Source organism: Mesorhizobium sp. B2-5-3, from assembly GCF_006441005.1.
GTDB lineage: Bacteria > Pseudomonadota > Alphaproteobacteria > Rhizobiales > Rhizobiaceae > Mesorhizobium.
Genome location: NZ_VFUS01000005.1, coordinates 385,331 through 403,048, shown reverse-complemented (window position 1 = coordinate 403,048; position 17,718 = coordinate 385,331). Strand labels below are relative to the sequence as shown.

The window sequence follows — 17,718 nt, the reverse complement described above, 5'->3', positions numbered from 1 at the left end:
TTCACACGTCCCGCGAGGAAGCCCCGCGGGCCGCGGTCGGGTCCGGGCGGCGCATGCCTGCCCGGACCCCGTCTGGGAGGTTATGACTTGACCGGCAGTCCGGTCGCCGCCGCGATCTGGCCGGCGGCATCGTCGAGTGCCGCCTTGGCATCGGGATAGCCGCCGGCGAGATATTTGGTCTGCACCGCGCGCATGATGATTTCGGCATCGCTCTGGAACTGCGTGCCGCGGCTGGGGACGATCTTGGGCAGAGTGGCGAGGATGTCCTTCCACACCGCCTGGCCGCCCCAATAGGGCAGGCCTTCAGAGACGTAGGGGTCGTTCAGCGCCGACACCAGCGAGGGAACGAGGCCGAACTCCTTCAGCATGGTGATCTGGCCCTCATTGGTTTCGAGCGTGTATTTCAGGTACTCGTAAGCCGCTTCCTTGTTCTTCGACCCCGAAGTGATGGCCAGCGACGACCCGCCGAGATTGGCGGCGCGTGGCCCGTCGGCGGTAAGGCTCGGCATCAGGTAGACGCCCCATTTGCCGTTTTCGCCGGCCGATTCGGTGCGGATGGTGCCTTCATACCAACCGCCATAGACCTGGGTGGCGACGGTGCCGGCGGTGTTGTTGGTGATCTTTGTGCCCCAATCGGCCGACGAGATGACGCCGGCGTCCTTCATCTCCTTGATCTTGGCCAGCGTATCGATGCATTTCGGCTGGTTCACCGTGATCGACTGGCCATCCTCGGAGAAATAGCCGCAGCCCTGTTCATTGGAGATCATGCGGAAGAATTCGGTGTCGCCGTTGAAGTCGGCGTTGGTCATGGTGACGCCGGGATTGGCGGCCTGGATCTTCTTGCCGGCGGCAATGAAATCGTCCCAGGTCTTGATCGACGCCGGATCGACGCCGGCCTTTTCGTAGAAGTCGCGGCGGTAGAAGGCGGCGACCGGGCCGGAATCCCACGGCATCGCATAGGCCCTGTCGCCGACCTCGAGCTCGGTGCGCTTGAAATCGGGGAATTTCGCCTGGTCCTCGGCGCTGTAGCCCAGCGTGTGCAGGTCGACAAAGCAATCGGGAAATTGGCTCCAGTAATTCTCGGCCTCGCCGTTCTCGATGGTAACGACATCAGGCAGGCCGACGCCACCGGCGGCGCATCCGGCGATCGATTTGTCATAGGTCGGCTGGTTGCCGAGATCCTGGACGGTGACCTTGATGTCAGGATGCAGCTTGTTGAAGCCGGCAATCGTCGCCTTCAGCGACGAGGCGGCGATGTTCCAGCTCCAGATGGTGATTTCGCCCGATTGCGCGAAGGCCGGGGCTGAACCCAAGGCAAGCGCGAGCGCGGCGCAGGACAGTGTGATGCGCATTGAAATCCTCCCGTTTCATTTGCTCTCTCTGCGAGCCGGGCTAGACTATGCGGCGCGGAAGGCTTGTCCCCGACAAAGGGAATACGAAATTGGCGGAAAGTAAGATGCCGGACCGGCCGTTTTACCAGCCTGGCGCCAGCAGCGTGGAAGGAATGCCGCTGCTGTTGCAGATGTTCCACACCGCTCCCCTGGTGATGCTCAAGCCGCATTGGCATGCGCAGGTCGAGGTGAACTTCATCGTGCGCGGCAGCGTGCATTACCGCATGAACGACCACGAAATCTCGCTTTCGGCCGGTGAGATGTGTCTGTTCTGGGGCGGACTGCCGCACCAGATGGACGATTTGAGCGACGACGCCATCTATGCCGGCGCGCATCTGCCGCTGGTGCATTTCTTCCGGCTGCATCTGCCGGCTGACATACGTCACCGGCTGATGACGGGTGCCACGCTGGTGACCAGCGCCACGGATCAGTCCGACAACGATAATTTCGACCGCTGGAACCGCTACGCCCGCTCCGGCGACCCGGCCAGGGCGGAGCACGCCGTCAACGAACTGTTGCTGCGGCTGGAGCGGGTACGGTTCGAGCCCTACAGGCTGGTGCCGGAAAACGCGGCCGGACAGGAAGCGGGCAGCCCGTTCGACCAGCAGTCGTCGCGCAATGTCGGGCGCATGTGCGATTTCATCGCCGAGAATTTCCTCTACGACATCGATTGCATGAACATAGCGGCGGCCGCCGACCTCCATCCCAAATACGCCATGAGCATCTTCAAGAAATCGACCGGCATGACGCTCAACGAATATGTCAACCTGTTGCGGCTGAGCTATGCGCAGGCGCTGCTCATGCACCAGGACGCCAATGTGCTCAGGGTCGCGATGGATTCGGGCTTCGGTTCGCTCAGCGCCTTCAACAAGTCGTTCCGGAAGCTCGCCGGCATGACACCTACGGATTTTCGCAAGGGATTGGCGGGCGCCAGATAGCGGCGGCGTGGCGCGGAAACCAGCGCATCGGGCGGCACTTCTTTTCCTGCCGGAAATCCACATCTGGGCGCTGGACAGGCCGGATTCCCATGCTATAACCCACGCGCTTTCAAGGGACGCCCACGGCGCTTCCATGAAATCCGGAGCGCGAGTTTTCGTAAGCCGGAACAGGCCCAGATAGCTCAGTTGGTAGAGCAGCGGACTGAAAATCCGCGTGTCGGTGGTTCGAATCCGCCTCTGGGCACCATCCTTATACCTTTGATATTCAAGTCTTTTTAGGATCGCGTCATAGCGGCGAATTCCAGAGTTTGACGCTTTTCTCAGACCGGTTTGACAATTTCCGTTCGCCGCCCTTCGCCTCGGCGTCGAAATTCTTAACCGCCGCCAAGCCGCCGGGCGGAACTTGGCCATGTCTATCACCGAGCCGATCTGGCGATGCCTGCAGCGCCATTTGAATGGCGGCTTCCGATCCTGCCAAATGGCAAGGCCTTCGGCGATCGCCCCACCTTTTCGATGAGTTCGTTAAATTTGGCTTCGAGCCGGAGGAGCTTGGCGTCGGGATTCCTCGCCTTAGCGCCTATCATCTTGCCTTCCCTGCGGGGCGCTTGACATCCGAGGCCGCGGCAGCGACGCCCACGATGGCCGATTTCAGGCTTGACTAGCAAGACAGTGTTCCTTCAACCCCGTCCGCGACGGAAGCCTACAGGGGACCTTGCGTCACTGACTCCATTTTCATCTTTTTGACGAAAACTGCTCGTTTTCAACTTTCATTGACGAAGACTGACGTCATTCGATTAACGCCGGCGGTCAAAAATCGGTCAAAGTAATTCTAACGAAGCCAAAACGGTGGGAATTCGCCCACCAAGATGACAAACGATTGGGCTTGCTGGATGGATTCATGATATTTGCGGCAGATCGCTCGCCGTGATTCAGGCGAGCGCGTTTGCGACGCCGTGCGGAGATACAAACGTGGCTAGGAATGTCCGAAAATCAGCGGTGGAGGACATGGCGCCCTCGGCGTCCGCCGGGTCACGGGAAGACGATGGCGGGCGCGGACGGGTCGATTTGATTCCGGCCAAGCGTCATGCCTTCATCCTCGAATGCCTTAAACGGCAAGGAGCCGTAGGCGTTCAGGAGCTTATCGATCTCATCGGCGCATCGCCTTCGACGATCCGGCGCGATCTCGAGATGCTTGAACGGCAGGGAGCACTGGAGCGAACGCATGGCGGGGCGATGCTTCAGCGCACGGAACTCGCCACCTTCGAGCCGGATCTCGCCACCGCGGCGCATTTCGCCAGGGCTGAGAAAGAGGCCATAGGTGCCGCCATGATGTCGGAACTCCGCGCCGGCCAAAGCGTCATTTTCGACGCAAGCACGACCGTGCTGGAAGTCGCCCGCGCCATCGCCGCGGCGCCTATCCCGCTTACCGCCGTTACCAACAGTCTTGCGATCGCGCAGATACTTGCAGCCGTGCCGGAAGTACGCCTCGTCATGCTTGGAGGCACCTGCAAGCCGGGCTCACTGACCCTGGTCGGCCAGCCCGGCGAGAATTTCCTGCGAACCATCCACGCCGATGTGGCCATTCTTGGGACCCATGCCATCACCGGAGACATGCTCACGGAGACCTCGCTAGAGGTTGCGGCGATGAAGCAGGCGATGATCGCGGCGGCGCGCCGTGTCGTCGTGCTTGCGGACAATTCGAAGTTCACTGCTCCCAATTTCTGCACCATCTGCCGTCTGGCCGATATCCACCAGATCATTACCGACGAGGGCATCGATCAAGCTCACCTCACCAATCTTCGGACGCTCGATGTGAACGTCCGCGTCGTGCGCGTCAGCCGTCCAGGTTCTTCAGTTGAGCGCTCTTGAGGGCGTGGATATCCGGGTCGTAGCCGATGACCTGACCGGCGCCCTGGACAGCGCGGTTTCCTTCGCATCGCCCGGCCACGGCATTGGGGTGAGCTGGCGACTGGACGGTCCGTTTTCGGAGCGCATGGCTGTCGATGTCGCCACACGAGAGGGCGCCGAGGCCACGGCCGTCGCCAGGCACCAGGCGCTCGCGCCATGGCTCGCCGCCGGACAGCTGAGTTTCAAGAAGATCGACAGCCTTTTGCGCGGTCACGTCATCGCCGAAATAGAAGCCTGCATCGTCAAGGGGACGTACCAGCGCGTTGTGCTGGCGCCTGCTTTCCCGTTTCAGGGGCGCGTTACGCGCGTCGGACGCCAATGGCGGCTCGATCGCCCCGAAATGGTAGGTCCTGACCTCCTCGCCGACCTCGGCCAGCGCTTTTCGGCCGGGCGTTCAACACCGGGGGCACGGTCGGCTCATTTCATCACCCTCTACGACGCCGAAACGGACACGGACCTGGACAAGATCGTCGCAACGGCCGGAATGCCGGAGGCACGGATCTTGTGGGTCGGTACAGGCGGCTTGGCGGCGGCACTCGCCCGGCACATGAAAGCACAGCAGAAGCCTGCTCTTGCGTTATCCGGGCCGTTCCTTGGCCTTGTCGGCACAAATCACGAGGTCACAGCGGGACAGGTGGCCCTCTTTGCCGCCCGGCATGCGGATGCGCATATCGTTATCGAACGCGACATCGACAAAGCGAGAAAGCGCTTGGCGGAGCGGATGATGCAAGGCGCGCCATCAATTGTCAGCGTCGCTGCATCGGGTGATCGCCACGCGGTGGCGGATCATATCGGCAAGGTGTTTGCCTCGCTTCTCGAAGATTTGCCGAAGCCCGGCACGTTGCTCGTCACTGGCGGCGAAACATTGCGGTCGGTGTGCGACAGCCTAGGCGCCGTCGAACTCACAGTCGAAAGCGAGATCGAGCCGGGGCTGCCGGTTTCCGTCATCAAAGGCGGCGTTTTCGAGGGGCTGGCCACGATTTCGAAATCGGGCGCGTTCGGCGACAGCGCCCTGCTCTGCAGGCTTGCCGCTCTCGCGCGTTCCTGATCAGGACGATCGCCGGCGAAGACGCGGCACATCCGCCTTGCCGGTCAAATAGCGTCAAAAAACCCTGCGAAGCCGAGCGCGGTCGAGATTTCAGCCCGCAGAGGGAGAGGCGCAGTCCGATCATCCGTGAAATTTGATTGCGAATGATCGCGAAAGAAAACTATTGCGCATATCTGGCCAGAAGGATTAGAAGATGATCACAATTGACCGATATGGGGTGTTTATGTCTGGTCCAAGGCTCGGCATCACTATGGGTGATCCCGCGGGCATCGGCCCCGAGATCATCGCGAAGGCATGCGCACGGCTGAAACCGCGCCTGGCCGACGGGTCACTGTCGCTTCTCATCATCGGCAGCGCCACCGCGATGCGCGCGCTAGAGTCCATCTCAGGACGTATCGAGCGGGAAGAACCGTCGGCTTCGCCCACCGGACATTTTCCGCCCGTGGCCATTCTTGAGGCCGGACCAGAGCGGACCCCCATAGAGACGGGCGTCATGTCGGCCGAAGGCGGGCGTCTTGCCTACCTGGCCATCGAAAAGGCTGTTCGCCTGGCCCAGGCAGGCTCGATTGCCGGCATCGTTACGGCCCCTCTCAACAAGGAAGCGCTCAATCTGGCCGGCTATCACTATGCCGGCCATACCGACATGCTGGCGGAGCTGACAGGCGCACGCGATTCCGTGATGATGCTTGCCCATGGCGATTTTCGCGTCAGCCATGTCTCGACCCATGTGGCGCTGGCTCAGGTTCCGTCGAAACTGACCGAACCTCGTTTGCGCCGGGTTATCGAGTTGACTGTCGAGGCATTGCAGAGCCTCGGCATTGCCCATCCGCGCATTGCGATTGCCGCGCTCAACCCGCACGCCGGCGAAGGCGGCATTTTCGGTCGTGAGGATATCGACATCACGACCCCGGTCGTCGCCTCTTACACATCGCCCGATTTCACCGTGATTGGACCTGTTCCGGGCGACACGGTCTTCGTCAAGCTACGTGCCCGCCAGTATGACGCGGTGGTCGCGATGTATCACGATCAGGGCCATGTTCCGGTGAAACTGCTCGGCTTCAATGTCGATCCCGCGACCGGTGAGTGGAAAGCGCTCTCCGGTGTCAATGTCACGCTCGGCCTTCCGATCATCCGCACCTCCGTCGACCACGGCACGGCCTTCGATATCGCCGGCAAGGGCATCGCCAACGAGGACAGCCTGGTCGAGGCGATCGAGTTCGCCGTCCAGATGGCCGCGGCAAAATCCAAACCTTAGGCGCCGGCACGCCTGCAACGCACGAAGAAGCGGATCGAACCATGGCTGTAGAGAAGTCCCATCTCATGCTGATCGACGGCAGATTTGTCACCGGCGAAGCCGGCACGCGCCCGGTGATCAACCCGGCCAACGGCAAGGCTTTTGTCGACGTGCCCGAGGCAAGTCCGGATCAGGCTCGCCAGGCGATAGAGGCAGCCCGTAAGGCGCAGAAAGCCTGGGGGCTCAAATCACCCCTCGCTCGTGCGGCGATCATGAAGCGGATCGCGGTCTTGATCCGGCAGAACGCCCGACGTCTGGCCGAGGTGGTCGTCAGGGAACAAGGCAAGCCGATCAATGAGGCCATGGGTGAAGTCGGCGGTGCGGCCGAGTTCTTCGACTACTACGCCGAGTTTGCCCGCCGCATTCAAGGTGAGATCCTGCCATCCGACTACGCGGGAGAGCAGGTCTGGATCCAGCGCGTACCCGTAGGCGTCGTCGCCGCCATCATTCCCTGGAATTATCCGAGCGCCCTGGTCAGCCGAAAGGTGGCGCCCGCCATGATCGCCGGCGACACCATCGTCCTCAAACCGCATGAAGACACGCCGCTTTCGGCGCTCGAAATGGCTCGCATCTTTGTGGAAGCGGGCGTGCCGGACGGCGTGGTCAACATCATAACAGGACGAGGCGAAACCATAGGCGAGGTGCTGTGCACGGAACCCGGCGTCGACCTCATCACCATGACCGGAAGCGTGCCGACCGGCAAGCGCATCATGGCGAATGCTTCGCGCAACCTGACGCCCGTTTCGCTGGAGCTTGGCGGCAAGGCGCCCTTCATCGTCCTGGCCGATGCCGATCTCGACCTGGCGGTGCGGTCGGCGGCCACTTCGCGCTACATGAATTGCGGGCAGGTCTGCATATGCAACGAACGCACGCTCGTTCACCGTTCGATTTACGATCAGTTCGTCATGCGCTTCGTGGAGTTCTCGAAGTCGCTGGTCGTCGGTGACCCTATGCAGGCGAATACCGATATCGGTCCCAAAGTCAGCCGTGAGGAATTGGAAAAGGTGGAGGTGGTCCTGGCGGAAGCCGTCGCGGGCGGCGCGAAGCTGGCTCTGGCCGGCGGACGCCCGGCCAAGGCGCCGATCGACGGCGGCTACTGGCTCAATCCGACCGTATTGACCGACGTGACGCCCGACATGCCGATCATGACGCGGGAAATCTTCGGCCCGGTCGTGCCTATCATGCCCTTCGACACCTTCGAGGAGGCAGTCAGCATCACCAATGCCAGTCGCTATGGCCTGTCGGCCTATCTTTTCACCAACGATCTTGGTCGCGTCATGAACGCCGTCAACGAGGTTTCGTTTGGCGAAATCTATGTGAACCGGATCGGGCCAGAAATGCTGCAGGGCTTCCATGTCGGCTTCCGCGAGAGCGGATTGGGCGGTGACGACGGCGTACACGGGCTCGAGAGCTACATGCGCAAGAAGACGGTCTACGTGAATTACTCGGGTGCCGCCACGGCGGCATTGATGCCTTACGGGCGCTGAACAGCGCCCAGCCAGTACGACCAGCCAGGTCGCTACCCGGCCGCAATGGCCGTTTCATCTCATCGGGAGGAATAAAATGCACTATCGTGGATTCATGGCGGCGGCTTTGGCCGTGGCACTATCAGGACTGGCCGCATCTTCGGCGATCGCCGACGACACCATTCCACCGGAAGCAAAGGCATTGCTTGAGCCGTTGCCCCTGTCGCCGAGAGGCCAACCCGTTCCGGGCTTCCCTGACGGTCCACCGGCGGTGTCGCCAGACGTGCTGAAATTCTCCGATGCCGACCTTGCAAAGCTGAAGGCCGGAAAGTTCACCGCCGGGCTGGTGATGCACACGATGGATGCCGGCTGGCCTCAATTGCAGGTGGCCGGGATCTCGAACACGCTCAAGGACCTTGGCATCGAGGTTGTCGGAACCACCGACGCCAAGTTCCAGCCCGGCCAGCAGATCAGCGATCTCGAGCAGATGATCGCACGCAAGCCGGATGTGATCTTCTCGATCCCGATCGATCCGAAGTCCGAATCCGAAGCCTACAAGAAGGCGGCGGCAGCCGGCATCAAGCTTGTTTTCATGGACAACGTTCCGGTCGATATGGCGCCGGGCAAGGATTATGTGTCCGTTGTCGCTTCCGACAATGAGAAGAACGCCTATTTCGCCGCGCAGGAACTTGTCGGAGCCATTGGTGGCAAGGGCGAGGTCGGCATCATCACGCTGGTCTATGACTATTACTACTCGGTCGCGGCCCGCAAGGTCGGCGCACTCAAGGCATTCGGCGAACACCCCGACATCAAGGTCGCGGACGTCGGTACCTTCACCGCGCCCGAGAAGGCCTACGAGGTCGCCACCGCCATGTTGACGGCGCATCCCGACATGAAGGGCATTTTCGTTGCCTGGGACACGCCCGCGCAGCAGGTCGTGGCCGCGGCCAAGACACTCGGCCGCGACATCGTCATCACCACGAATGACATTGCCGCAGACAGCGCGCTGAACGTTGCACGTGGCGAGTTTCTGGCCGTGGGTGCGCAACGCCCCTATGACCAGGGTGTCGCGGAGGCCAAGGCGGCCGCGCTTGCTCTGCTTGGACATGACGTCCCGCCGTACATTTCGGTACCGACGTTGCGCGTCAAGAAGCTCGACCTTCTCAGTGCCCTCAAGCAGGTCACCAAGGAAGATGCGCCGGCTTCGGTGGTGAAAATCTGCAACGGCGAGTGCTTCTAGAGCAGTTCACCGTTTCACGGAAACGACGAACCGCTCTATCTCTTTGTTTTTGCGCAATTCCAGACGGAAAACCGTACACACTTTTCCTGGAATTGCTCTGGCTCCTTCTTTCGCCGGCGGGCCGCAGCAGTCCGCCGGCGCTCCCCGAGCGATCGAGAAATCGTCATGGCCGAAGCGAAAACTTCAACGTCCCAGCGCCCTATCGTAACGATGCAACGCATCGGCAAGTCGTTTGGCGCGAACCGCGTGCTGTCGGACATTTCGTTCGAGGTCAAGGCCGGCGAAACGCATGCACTGCTCGGCGAAAACGGTGCGGGCAAGTCGACGCTCATGAAGATCCTCATGGGCGCGTATCGGACGGACGAAGGCCGGATTCTGTTCGACGGCGAGGATGTCACCGCCCTGTCGCTTCGAGAGAGGATCGATCGCGGAATCGCAATGATCTTCCAGGAACTGAGCGTGTTGCCGAATCGTTCGGTTGCCGAAAACCTGTTTATCCTTCGCGAGCCGCTCGCCTTCGGCCGACGTGTCGATGCCAGAAAAATGCTGCGCGAGGCCCGGGCTCTGATCGAGCGATATGCCTTCTCGCTCGATGCTTCGGCACGTGTGGGCGACCTGGCGTTCGCTCAGCGCCAGATGGTCGAGATTCTCAAAGCGATCTCGCGGGGCGCCAAGCTGCTCGTAATGGACGAGCCGACTTCGTCGCTGACCATCCATGAGGAGGAAACGCTTTTTCGGACAATCGGTCAGCTCAAGCAGAACGGAATCGGTATCGTCTACATCAGCCATCGCATGGCCGATGTGCTGCAGCTTTCGGATCGCATTTCGATCATCAAGGATGGGCGACTGGTTGGCCCGCTTGATCCGGAGAAGACGTCCATCGAGGATATCGCGGCGTTGATGTCCCGGCCCAAGGTCCAAACGCCTTCCCCTGCCGCAGCCGCGCCAGCAAATCGGCAGCCTGCAACGCCCGCCGGGACGCCGGCTCTTGAGGTCCGTGACCTTGCCACCTCGCGCAAACTGTCCGGCGTGTCGTTCTCGATCGGCCCGGGCGAGATCGTCGGCCTTGCCGGGCTTGTCGGCAGTGGCCGCTCGACCCTGGGCAAGGCCTTGTTCGGCATCCTTCCGGATGTAACCGGCCACATCGCCGTCGGGAGCGACCCCGTCCAGCCGGGCAGTGTCAGCAGGGCCATCGCTGCCGGTATCGCGCTTGTCCCCGAAGACCGTCGGCTCGAAGGTCTTGTGGGTGGACGTTCGATCGAGGAGAACCTCGCGCTTCCGCGCCTTTCCGAGTTCTCGCTGGCGGGTCCGTTCGGGCCGATGGCGAAGGCCCGGATAACGGCTCTGTTCAGACAATACCGGGACGATCTCAGTATCCTGTGCCGCGGTCCCTTACAGAAAGCCCAGGAGCTTTCGGGCGGCAATCAGCAGAAGATCGTCTTCGCCAAATGGCTGGCCATGAAGCCGAAGCTGTTGATCCTCGACGAACCAACCTCCGGCGTCGACATCAATGCCAAGCGCGATATGCGCGAACTTGTGCGCCGCACGGCCGGCGAAGGCGTCGCCGTGCTGCTCATTTCTTCGGAACTCGAAGAACTCCTGGATTTGTCCGATCGCATTCTGGTGATGGCGCAAGGGCGGATCACGCGCAGCATCGATCGCGCGGACGACGAGACAAAACTTCGCGCGTTGCTGCAGGCCGAGGCGGCCAGACAAGCCAGTGCGCGCGCCCAGGGAGTTGCAGCATGAAACCGTCCCCTATGCCCTCGCACGCAAATGCGATAAATTTTTTCCGCGATCACATCACCTATGTGATCTTCCTGGCGATAACCCTCTACTTCGTCCTGTTTGCTCCACACTTCGCGTCTGTGTCGACCGCAAGCGCGGTTCTGCGCATCACGGCCATCGTTTCGGCAATGGCGATCGGCATGACATTCGTCATCATCTGCGGCGAAATCGACCTGTCGGTAGGATCGGTTGCAAGTTTTTCGGGGATGATCGGAGCGCTGCTGCTCGGCCAGGATGTTCCCACCTACGTCGCAGCTCTTCTGGTGCTGGCAGCCGGCGCAGCGATCGGGGCCACCTCCGGCATCCTTGTTACAAAAATACGCATTCCATCGTTTCTTGTGACCCTTGGCATGCTGTCGATCTTTTCCGGACTGGCGCTGACGATCACCGGCACCCGGCCAGTGTCGATCGTCGACGATGATTTCTCGAACCTGTTCTGGAACGGTAGTTTTCTGGGCGTGCAGGCGCCAATCTGGTGGACAATCGTCCTAACTTCCGTCGGCTATTATCTTCTGCACCAGATGCCCTTCGGCAGGCGTGTTTATGCGACTGGTGGAAACCCTGTAGCCGCCCGCTTTTCCGGGGTGCGGACGGACAGCGTCAAAATTTTCGCCTTTGTGCTGTCCGGCATGATGGCATCCCTTGCAGGGATGATGCTCGCGGCCCGCTCCACCGCCGGCAATCCCAGCCTGGGGGCGGGTCTCGAACTCGACGTCATCGCGGCCGTGATCATAGGCGGGACAAGTCTCTTCGGCGGCTATGGATCGATCGTCGGTTCTGTCGTCGGAGCAATCTTCATAGGAATTCTCGGATTCGGTCTTCTCGTGCTCGGTCTTTCGACCAGCATCCAGGAGGTGATCAAGGGCGCTATCATCATCATTGCCGTCTCGTTGAACCGGCGTTGAAAGCAGCAGAGTTCCATGACCCGACGAAACGCGCGCGTTCCACGCGTTGACTGCCGAAGTAGGACCGACCCACCCGAAATTCTCTGCCGTCACAGACCTGCTGGCCCGCTCGGTGTCTGCGCTAGGTAGCGGCTTCGTTGGCCAGGTGGTCCTGCATGAGGTCACCATAAGGTTCAACATCGAATGCGGTTGGAAAATTCTCGGGCTTATAGGCCGGGATCGCCGCCTTCCGATCCAGAACCGACTGATGGACCAGCGGCCGCCGTTCCTGTCGCTCGATCGTGCGCGGCTCGGCTTGCGGTAGGTAGAAGCCGAGGACGGATTTTCGCTTCCATTCACGCCATTTGACGGACTTTGGGATCCACTCGAGCGGCTTCCAGCCCACGGTCATTGAATCATGCACGATCCCCAACGGATCGGGGCTGACGAACGTCATCGTCCCCTCGCCCTTCCCTTCCCCGAAGACAAGCCGCTCCAGCATGCGGGAATTGGTCTGCAATCCAAATGCTTTGGCCTGATCAACCATCCAGTCGAGCGGAAATTTGGATATGGCGCTTTCCTCTTCAGGATAGCCACCGCCGACATCGGAATGAGATCCGGCGAACCAGACTTGTTTGATATCCTGCTCTTTTGCCGGCGAAATCTTGTCGAAAGGATTTTCGACGAATGGCTGCGGCTCGACCCACCGGTTCAGCCGGAACATGCGACGATGCTCATCGATCGCAATTGCATGTCGAAAGACTTCGACGCTCGGGTTGGTCCTCGTATGCGGCAGTGTCAGGAGCTGTGGTAGAAGCCGGTCGCTTCGCGGCACGATGATCGACGCCACGGTGTCCCAAACACCAAGAAATCTGATGCGCGCGTCCCGGGCTCCTGAAACCTTGGAAAAGTGCCAGGCAACGCTAAGGTCGTGCTCATCGCTGGCTTGCTTGTAAGAGCTTACGGCATACTCAACGATGTTGAGTTGGTCCGGATGCAGCAGGCCGATCATGTGGATCAAGCCCGCAACGGCGCGGGCTGTATAGGCTCCGCGGCTGAAGCCAAAGAGGAAGATTACGTCCCCTTCGACGTAGTGCCTGCAGATGAAGGCGTAGGCGCCGGCGATTTCGGCGTCGAGACCATATCCAGTTGCGAGCTCGAACACGGATTTCGCGTTCTGGCGCCATCGCGTCCAGGCATCGCTGGCACCGATGGTTCCTATGCCGGCGTCATAATAGACGCGCTGCTCCTCATTCTTCTTCAGGATGCGGAACAACTTCAAGACATTCGAGAGATTGCGCTCGATCTGGTTTCCCGTTCCATCGCAGCAGACAACGATGTTTTTGCCAGTCCGCTTCAACGCCACCGCCTTTGAAGGTCCAGTTCAGACCAACCGACTTTGACCCAAGCTGTGGATCACATCAACAGGCGTCTGACAATGGATACCGATGAGAATGTAGCGGCGCGGTCGGCGTGGTTCCGGTGGCGAAAGAAGAGGGCTTCAATCAAAGAAGCCCGTATCCTCTTCCCTGAGATACTTCCTGGCTGCTTCGGCGTCGATATCGAGGCCCAGTCCCGGCGCTTCCAGCAGGTCCACCATGCTGTCCTTCACGATCTGCGACGGCAGGCCGATCACGAGATCCTCCCACCAGGGGTCAGAGGCGCTCGGATATTCGAAGGCAATGTAGTTGGCGGGCAAGGTGGCGCAAACGTTGATCAGGGCGCCGAGGCCCAGCAGGCCGTTGGCGGTGCCGTGCGGCGCCATCAGGATGGAGTGCATATAGGCGTGCTCGGCGACCCATTTGAGTTCGGCAATACCGCCGATATCGGCAGGATCGGGGCCGATGACGCGCACGGCCTGCGTCTCGATCAGCTCCTTGAAATTGTGCCGCAAGTAGATCTGCTCACCGGTATGGATCGGCGTCGAGGTGGAGGTTGTCAACTCCCGATAGGCCTGCGGATTGACCCATGGCACATAGTCGCCGGTCAGCATGTCCTCGAGCCACATCAAATTGTACTTCTCCACCGCGCGAGCGAACTTGATCGCATCGGGCAGCATCCAGCCCGGGCCGCAGTCGAGCGCCAGGCTGACCTTGTCGCCCAGCACTTCCTTCATGGCGATCACGCAGTCGAGCATGTGGTTGAAACCGCGCTCGCTGATCACGCCCTGATCCATGGCACCGTGATAGCCGGCCTTCTTCTGCGTCACGCCATAATGGAAGTCCTCGATGCTGTCCTTCATGTTCGAGTGGAACGAGATTCCTTGCTTGACCATGAAGAAGTTCTGCGGCTGCTCCATCATCCATTTGACGTCGGCCGCATAATCCTCCGGCCGGTCGCCCGCGCGTTTCCGGCGGATCGAGCCGTTATAGACGCGCACCTTGTCGCGCACCTTGCCGCCGAGCAGTTTGTAGGCCGGCACGCCAGCGGCCTTGCCGGCAATGTCCCACAGCGCATGCTCGATCGCGGAGACGGCGGCGCCATAGGGCTTGAACGAACCTCGCTGGCGGATCTTCAGCATCACCCGCTCGACGTCGGTCGGATCCTCGCCGATCAGCGCCTCGCGGAAATGCAGCACAAAGGGCTTGAGATAGGTCTTTGTGAACTCGACCTCGCCAAGGCCATGGAGGCCCTCGTCAGTGACGACGCGAACGATGGGATGCCGCCCGATGACGGCGCAGCGCAGGTCGGTGATCTTCATGGCACAGTCCTATTTCACAGACGAGAAAGCTGTCGGTGTGAGCAGCTGGCTGGCGATATTGGCAACGATCTGCCCGTCACGCTCAGACTCGTCCCGGGCCCTGTGCCATGCCGGATCGGTGACGAAAGCCGCCCATTTCGCCTCACGCTCGGCCAGCGATTCCCAGGCGAGGAAATAGGTAAGGCGATTGCTGTTTTCGCCGATCGCCGTGGTGAAAAACCCGGCTTGGCGGATGCCATGCCTCTCCCAGATGGCCAGCGTTTGGTCGGAAAAGCGCTTGAGCAAAGCCGGCAGCCTGCCCGGCAGGCAGTCGTAGATACGCAGTTCGTAGATCATGGTTTCGTCCGTTTCTTTCTTCGCCTCTCCCCTCGGAGAGGTCGACACGAATAGTCGGTCGTTGGCCCTGTGAGCTTGAGGAATGAGGGCTGGGCGTCTGGGCTAACTCCAGGTCCGGTCCCAGCTATATTCATTGTCCCAATGCTCGGTGGATTGCCAGATGCCGGTGACACCCGGCTGCAGATGCTGCGAGATCACCTCGTCTACGACGTCGTCGATCCCCAGACCCGGCTTGTCCGGAACAGTGATGAACCCGTCCTGCACGAGCGGCTTGGGAAGGCCGGTGACGATATCGTCCCACCAGTCGACATCGGCGGAGTGATATTCGAGCGCCATGAAATTCTCGGTCGCGGTGGCGACATGGGCCGCGGCCATCGCGGCGATTGGACTTTCGGCCATGTGGATGGCCATGGCGACGCCGTGATCCTGCGCCATGTCGCCGATCTTCTTGGTCTCCAGGATGCCCCCGCTGGTGAGCAGGTCCGGGTGGATAATGGAGAGGCCACCGCTCTTGAGCAGAGGCTCGAACCCCTCCTTGAGGTAGATGTCCTCGCCGGTGCAGATGGGCACCGTGGTGGCGTCCTGCAACTGCCGGTACTGCTCGGTGTACTGCCAGGGGATTACATCCTCGAGCCAGGCCGGCACGTATTTTTCAATTCGCCTGGCGAGCCGAATGCCGTTCTGCAACGAGATGTGGCCGACGTGGTCAATCGCGAGCGGGATCTCCATGCCGATGACCTCGCGAACCTCGGCAATGTACTGCTCGAGCAGGTCGAGGCCCTTGTCGGAAAAATGGAGGCCGGTAAACGGGTGGGCGACATTATGCAGGTCGTAGGCCGCGTTGCGGGCGCGCCGCTCATCAACGGTCTTGAGTGGGCCGCGGGCAGGATGAACGCGATAGCCTTCCAGTGAGCCGGCAGGAGACACGACCGCGCCGGGCACATCCGCGATCTGCATCAGCCCCAGATCCATCTTGAGGAAGGTGAAGCCGAGCTCCATGCGCTGCTTGAGACGTTTGCCGGTCTCTGTGCCGCTCGGCACGGTTGCATCGGTATCGCAATAGAGGCGCACCTTCTCCCGAAACCGGCCGCCGAGCATCTGGTAGATCGGAACGCCATAGGCCTTGCCGGCGAGATCCCACAGCGCGATTTCGACCGCCGAGACGCCGCCGCCTTGCCGGCCGTGCCCGCCGAACTGCTTGATCCGGCGAAACAGGCGATCGATGTTGCAGGGATTCTCGCCAAGCAACCGGCTCTTCAGCATCAGCGCGTAGGTGGCGCTGGCCCCGTCGCGCACCTCGCCAAGCCCGACGATGCCCTGGTTGGTGTAGATCTTGAGCAGCGCCGTTGTGAACGGTGCGCCGACGATTTCAGCCACCCGCATGTCGGTGATGCGAAGATCGGACGGCTTGGAGTTCATGTTCACCCGATCAAGGGCTTCGTCGGCTCCACCGGTCTTGGGCATCACTTATCCTCGTTTTGGTAGGCGGGCTTTTCGGCGGCATGCAGCCCCGACATGAGGCGACATGCGTCAGCCCAGCTCAATCTCGTGGGCTTGCAGGTACTCGCGGTCCATCTCGATGCCGAGACCGGGCTTCGACGTCAGTTTCAGGCTGCCGTTCGAAACGTCGAGCGGTGTGTCGATGAGATGATCGTATTTACCCAGGTTCCACTCCGACGTCTCGAGCTTGTAGAAGTTAGGAACTGTCATCATCACCTGCGCCCCCGCCACCACGTTGATCGGCCCCGCGGCGTCATGCGGCGAGACCGGGACGTAGTAGGCTTCGCACAGGGCAGAGATCTTCTTGAGTTCGGTAATGCCGCCGGTCCAGGTGACGTCAGGCATGATGTAGTCAGCGAGCTTGTTTTCGAGCACCGGCACGAAGTCCCACTTGGTGTGGCCGCGTTCGCCCCACGAGATGGCGGCGCTGACCTTCTCACGCACCTGCTTGAGGGCATTGAGGCTCTCGGGCGGGCAAGGCTCCTCGAACCAGTCGATCTGGCCGGCTTCCTCGAGGCTTCGGCAGAGGCGAATGGCGGTCGGAACGTCGAAACGGCCGTGCGCATCGATGAGGATATCGACATCAGGGCCCGCCGTTTCGCGGATCAGAGCCGTGAGTTCGGCCGCTTCGCGCTCGTCCTTGCGAGTCATGTTGCCATCGAGGTAGCCGTCCCGCTGTTCGCGCGACACGCCATCGGCGCCACGTCCCTGATGCGGGAAAGGATCAAACTTGAGCGCGGTGTGTCCGGACTCGACGATGTCCCGAATTTCGCGGACCACCGCCTCCTTGCTGGTAAATTTGGACTGGTTGGGATGGGTGTAGAGCGCGATTTCATCGCGCACCGGCCCGCCCAGCAGCTCGTAGATGGGCTTGCCCAAAACTTTGCCCCGGATGTCCCAGAGAGCTATGTCGATGGCGCTCACGCATTCGACCGCGGCGCCGCGGCTGCCCATATAGGTGAAGCTGCGGAAAATCTTGTGCCAGAGATGCTCGATCCGGGCCGGGTCCTCGCCGGTCACGGCGGCGCCGATCTGCCGTAGGATCGTGCAGAGCGCGCGGTTGGCGAGCTTGGTGGTGGTCGTGATCTCTCCCCAGCCGCTCACCCCCTCGTCGGTCGTCACTTCGACGAACAGGTACTCTCCCCAATAGGACGCATCGGACTTGATCAGCCACGGCCGAATGCTCGTAATTTTCATGTCAGCTACCTCTGTCTGATCGTCTGG

At 61.0% G+C, this 17,718-nt stretch carries 15 protein-coding genes and 1 tRNA gene; 9 read left to right on the top strand and 7 right to left on the bottom strand.

The features are described from left to right. Positions 1 to 80: 80 nt before the first annotated feature. Positions 81 to 1,352, bottom strand: coding sequence for an extracellular solute-binding protein (locus FJ867_RS14785; protein WP_140817745.1), 1,272 nt, complete (start codon positions 1,350 to 1,352; stop codon positions 81 to 83). Positions 1,353 to 1,456: 104 nt separating this feature from the next. Between FJ867_RS14785 and FJ867_RS14780 the strand changes: the two genes are divergently transcribed. Beyond that, positions 1,457 to 2,329, top strand: coding sequence for a helix-turn-helix domain-containing protein (locus tag FJ867_RS14780; protein ID WP_140501013.1), 873 nt, complete (start codon positions 1,457 to 1,459; stop codon positions 2,327 to 2,329). A 171-nt stretch (positions 2,330 to 2,500) separates the two neighbouring features. Then, positions 2,501 to 2,576 (top strand) — tRNA-Phe (locus tag FJ867_RS14775). A 782-nt stretch (positions 2,577 to 3,358) separates the two neighbouring features. On the opposite strand, the gene FJ867_RS29365 is transcribed toward FJ867_RS14775, so the two are convergent. Beyond that, positions 3,359 to 3,553, bottom strand: coding sequence for a hypothetical protein (locus tag FJ867_RS29365; protein ID WP_348641383.1), 195 nt, complete (start codon positions 3,551 to 3,553; stop codon positions 3,359 to 3,361). Between FJ867_RS29365 and FJ867_RS14770 the strand changes: the two genes are divergently transcribed. From FJ867_RS14770 to FJ867_RS14740, 7 genes are all read left to right on the top strand, one after another. After that, positions 3,470 to 4,198, top strand: coding sequence for a DeoR/GlpR family DNA-binding transcription regulator (locus FJ867_RS14770; protein WP_348640502.1), 729 nt, complete (start codon positions 3,470 to 3,472; stop codon positions 4,196 to 4,198). The two genes, FJ867_RS29365 and FJ867_RS14770, sit on opposite strands and share 84 nt — an antisense overlap. A 4-nt stretch (positions 4,199 to 4,202) precedes the next feature. After that, positions 4,203 to 5,285, top strand: coding sequence for a four-carbon acid sugar kinase family protein (locus FJ867_RS14765; RefSeq protein WP_246675052.1), 1,083 nt, complete (start codon positions 4,203 to 4,205; stop codon positions 5,283 to 5,285). 223 nt (positions 5,286 to 5,508) lie between these two features. Then, positions 5,509 to 6,540: a 4-hydroxythreonine-4-phosphate dehydrogenase PdxA gene (gene pdxA, locus FJ867_RS14760; RefSeq protein WP_210242308.1), complete on the top strand. Its 1,032-nt coding sequence runs from the start codon at positions 5,509 to 5,511 to the stop codon at positions 6,538 to 6,540. A gap of 41 nt (positions 6,541 to 6,581) precedes the next feature. After that, on the top strand, positions 6,582 to 8,066 hold the full coding sequence (gene aldA, locus FJ867_RS14755) for an aldehyde dehydrogenase (protein WP_140817743.1): 1,485 nt from the start codon (positions 6,582 to 6,584) through the stop codon (positions 8,064 to 8,066). A gap of 76 nt (positions 8,067 to 8,142) precedes the next feature. Continuing rightward, positions 8,143 to 9,285, top strand: coding sequence for a substrate-binding domain-containing protein (locus FJ867_RS14750; RefSeq protein ID WP_140496521.1), 1,143 nt, complete (start codon positions 8,143 to 8,145; stop codon positions 9,283 to 9,285). 165 nt (positions 9,286 to 9,450) lie between these two features. After that, positions 9,451 to 11,034: a sugar ABC transporter ATP-binding protein gene (locus FJ867_RS14745; RefSeq protein ID WP_140817741.1), complete on the top strand. Its 1,584-nt coding sequence runs from the start codon at positions 9,451 to 9,453 to the stop codon at positions 11,032 to 11,034. Positions 11,035 to 11,096: 62 nt separating this feature from the next. Continuing rightward, positions 11,097 to 11,978, top strand: coding sequence for an ABC transporter permease (locus tag FJ867_RS14740; RefSeq protein WP_181165435.1), 882 nt, complete (start codon positions 11,097 to 11,099; stop codon positions 11,976 to 11,978). A 121-nt stretch (positions 11,979 to 12,099) separates the two neighbouring features. Here FJ867_RS14740 and FJ867_RS14735 read toward each other — a convergent pair whose 3' ends face one another. The 5 genes from FJ867_RS14735 to FJ867_RS14715 form a co-directional block, all read right to left on the bottom strand. Continuing rightward, the gene (locus FJ867_RS14735; RefSeq protein WP_140557677.1) at positions 12,100 to 13,317 is read right to left on the bottom strand and encodes a DUF2235 domain-containing protein; all 1,218 of its coding nucleotides are present in this window, start codon (positions 13,315 to 13,317) and stop codon (positions 12,100 to 12,102) included. A gap of 141 nt (positions 13,318 to 13,458) precedes the next feature. Beyond that, a complete protein-coding gene (locus tag FJ867_RS14730) occupies positions 13,459 to 14,658 on the bottom strand; it encodes a mandelate racemase/muconate lactonizing enzyme family protein (protein ID WP_140496529.1) in 1,200 nt (399 codons plus the stop codon). Between the two features lie 9 nt (positions 14,659 to 14,667). Further along, positions 14,668 to 14,994 carry an NIPSNAP family protein gene (locus tag FJ867_RS14725; protein WP_140496531.1) on the bottom strand — a complete coding sequence of 109 codons (327 nt, stop codon included), beginning with the start codon at positions 14,992 to 14,994 and terminating at the stop codon, positions 14,668 to 14,670. A 102-nt stretch (positions 14,995 to 15,096) separates the two neighbouring features. Beyond that, on the bottom strand, positions 15,097 to 16,458 hold the full coding sequence (locus FJ867_RS14720) for a mandelate racemase/muconate lactonizing enzyme family protein (protein ID WP_140580357.1): 1,362 nt from the start codon (positions 16,456 to 16,458) through the stop codon (positions 15,097 to 15,099). Between the two features lie 66 nt (positions 16,459 to 16,524). Then, positions 16,525 to 17,691: a mandelate racemase/muconate lactonizing enzyme family protein gene (locus tag FJ867_RS14715; RefSeq protein ID WP_140580358.1), complete on the bottom strand. Its 1,167-nt coding sequence runs from the start codon at positions 17,689 to 17,691 to the stop codon at positions 16,525 to 16,527. Between the last annotated feature and the right edge of the window lie 27 nt (positions 17,692 to 17,718).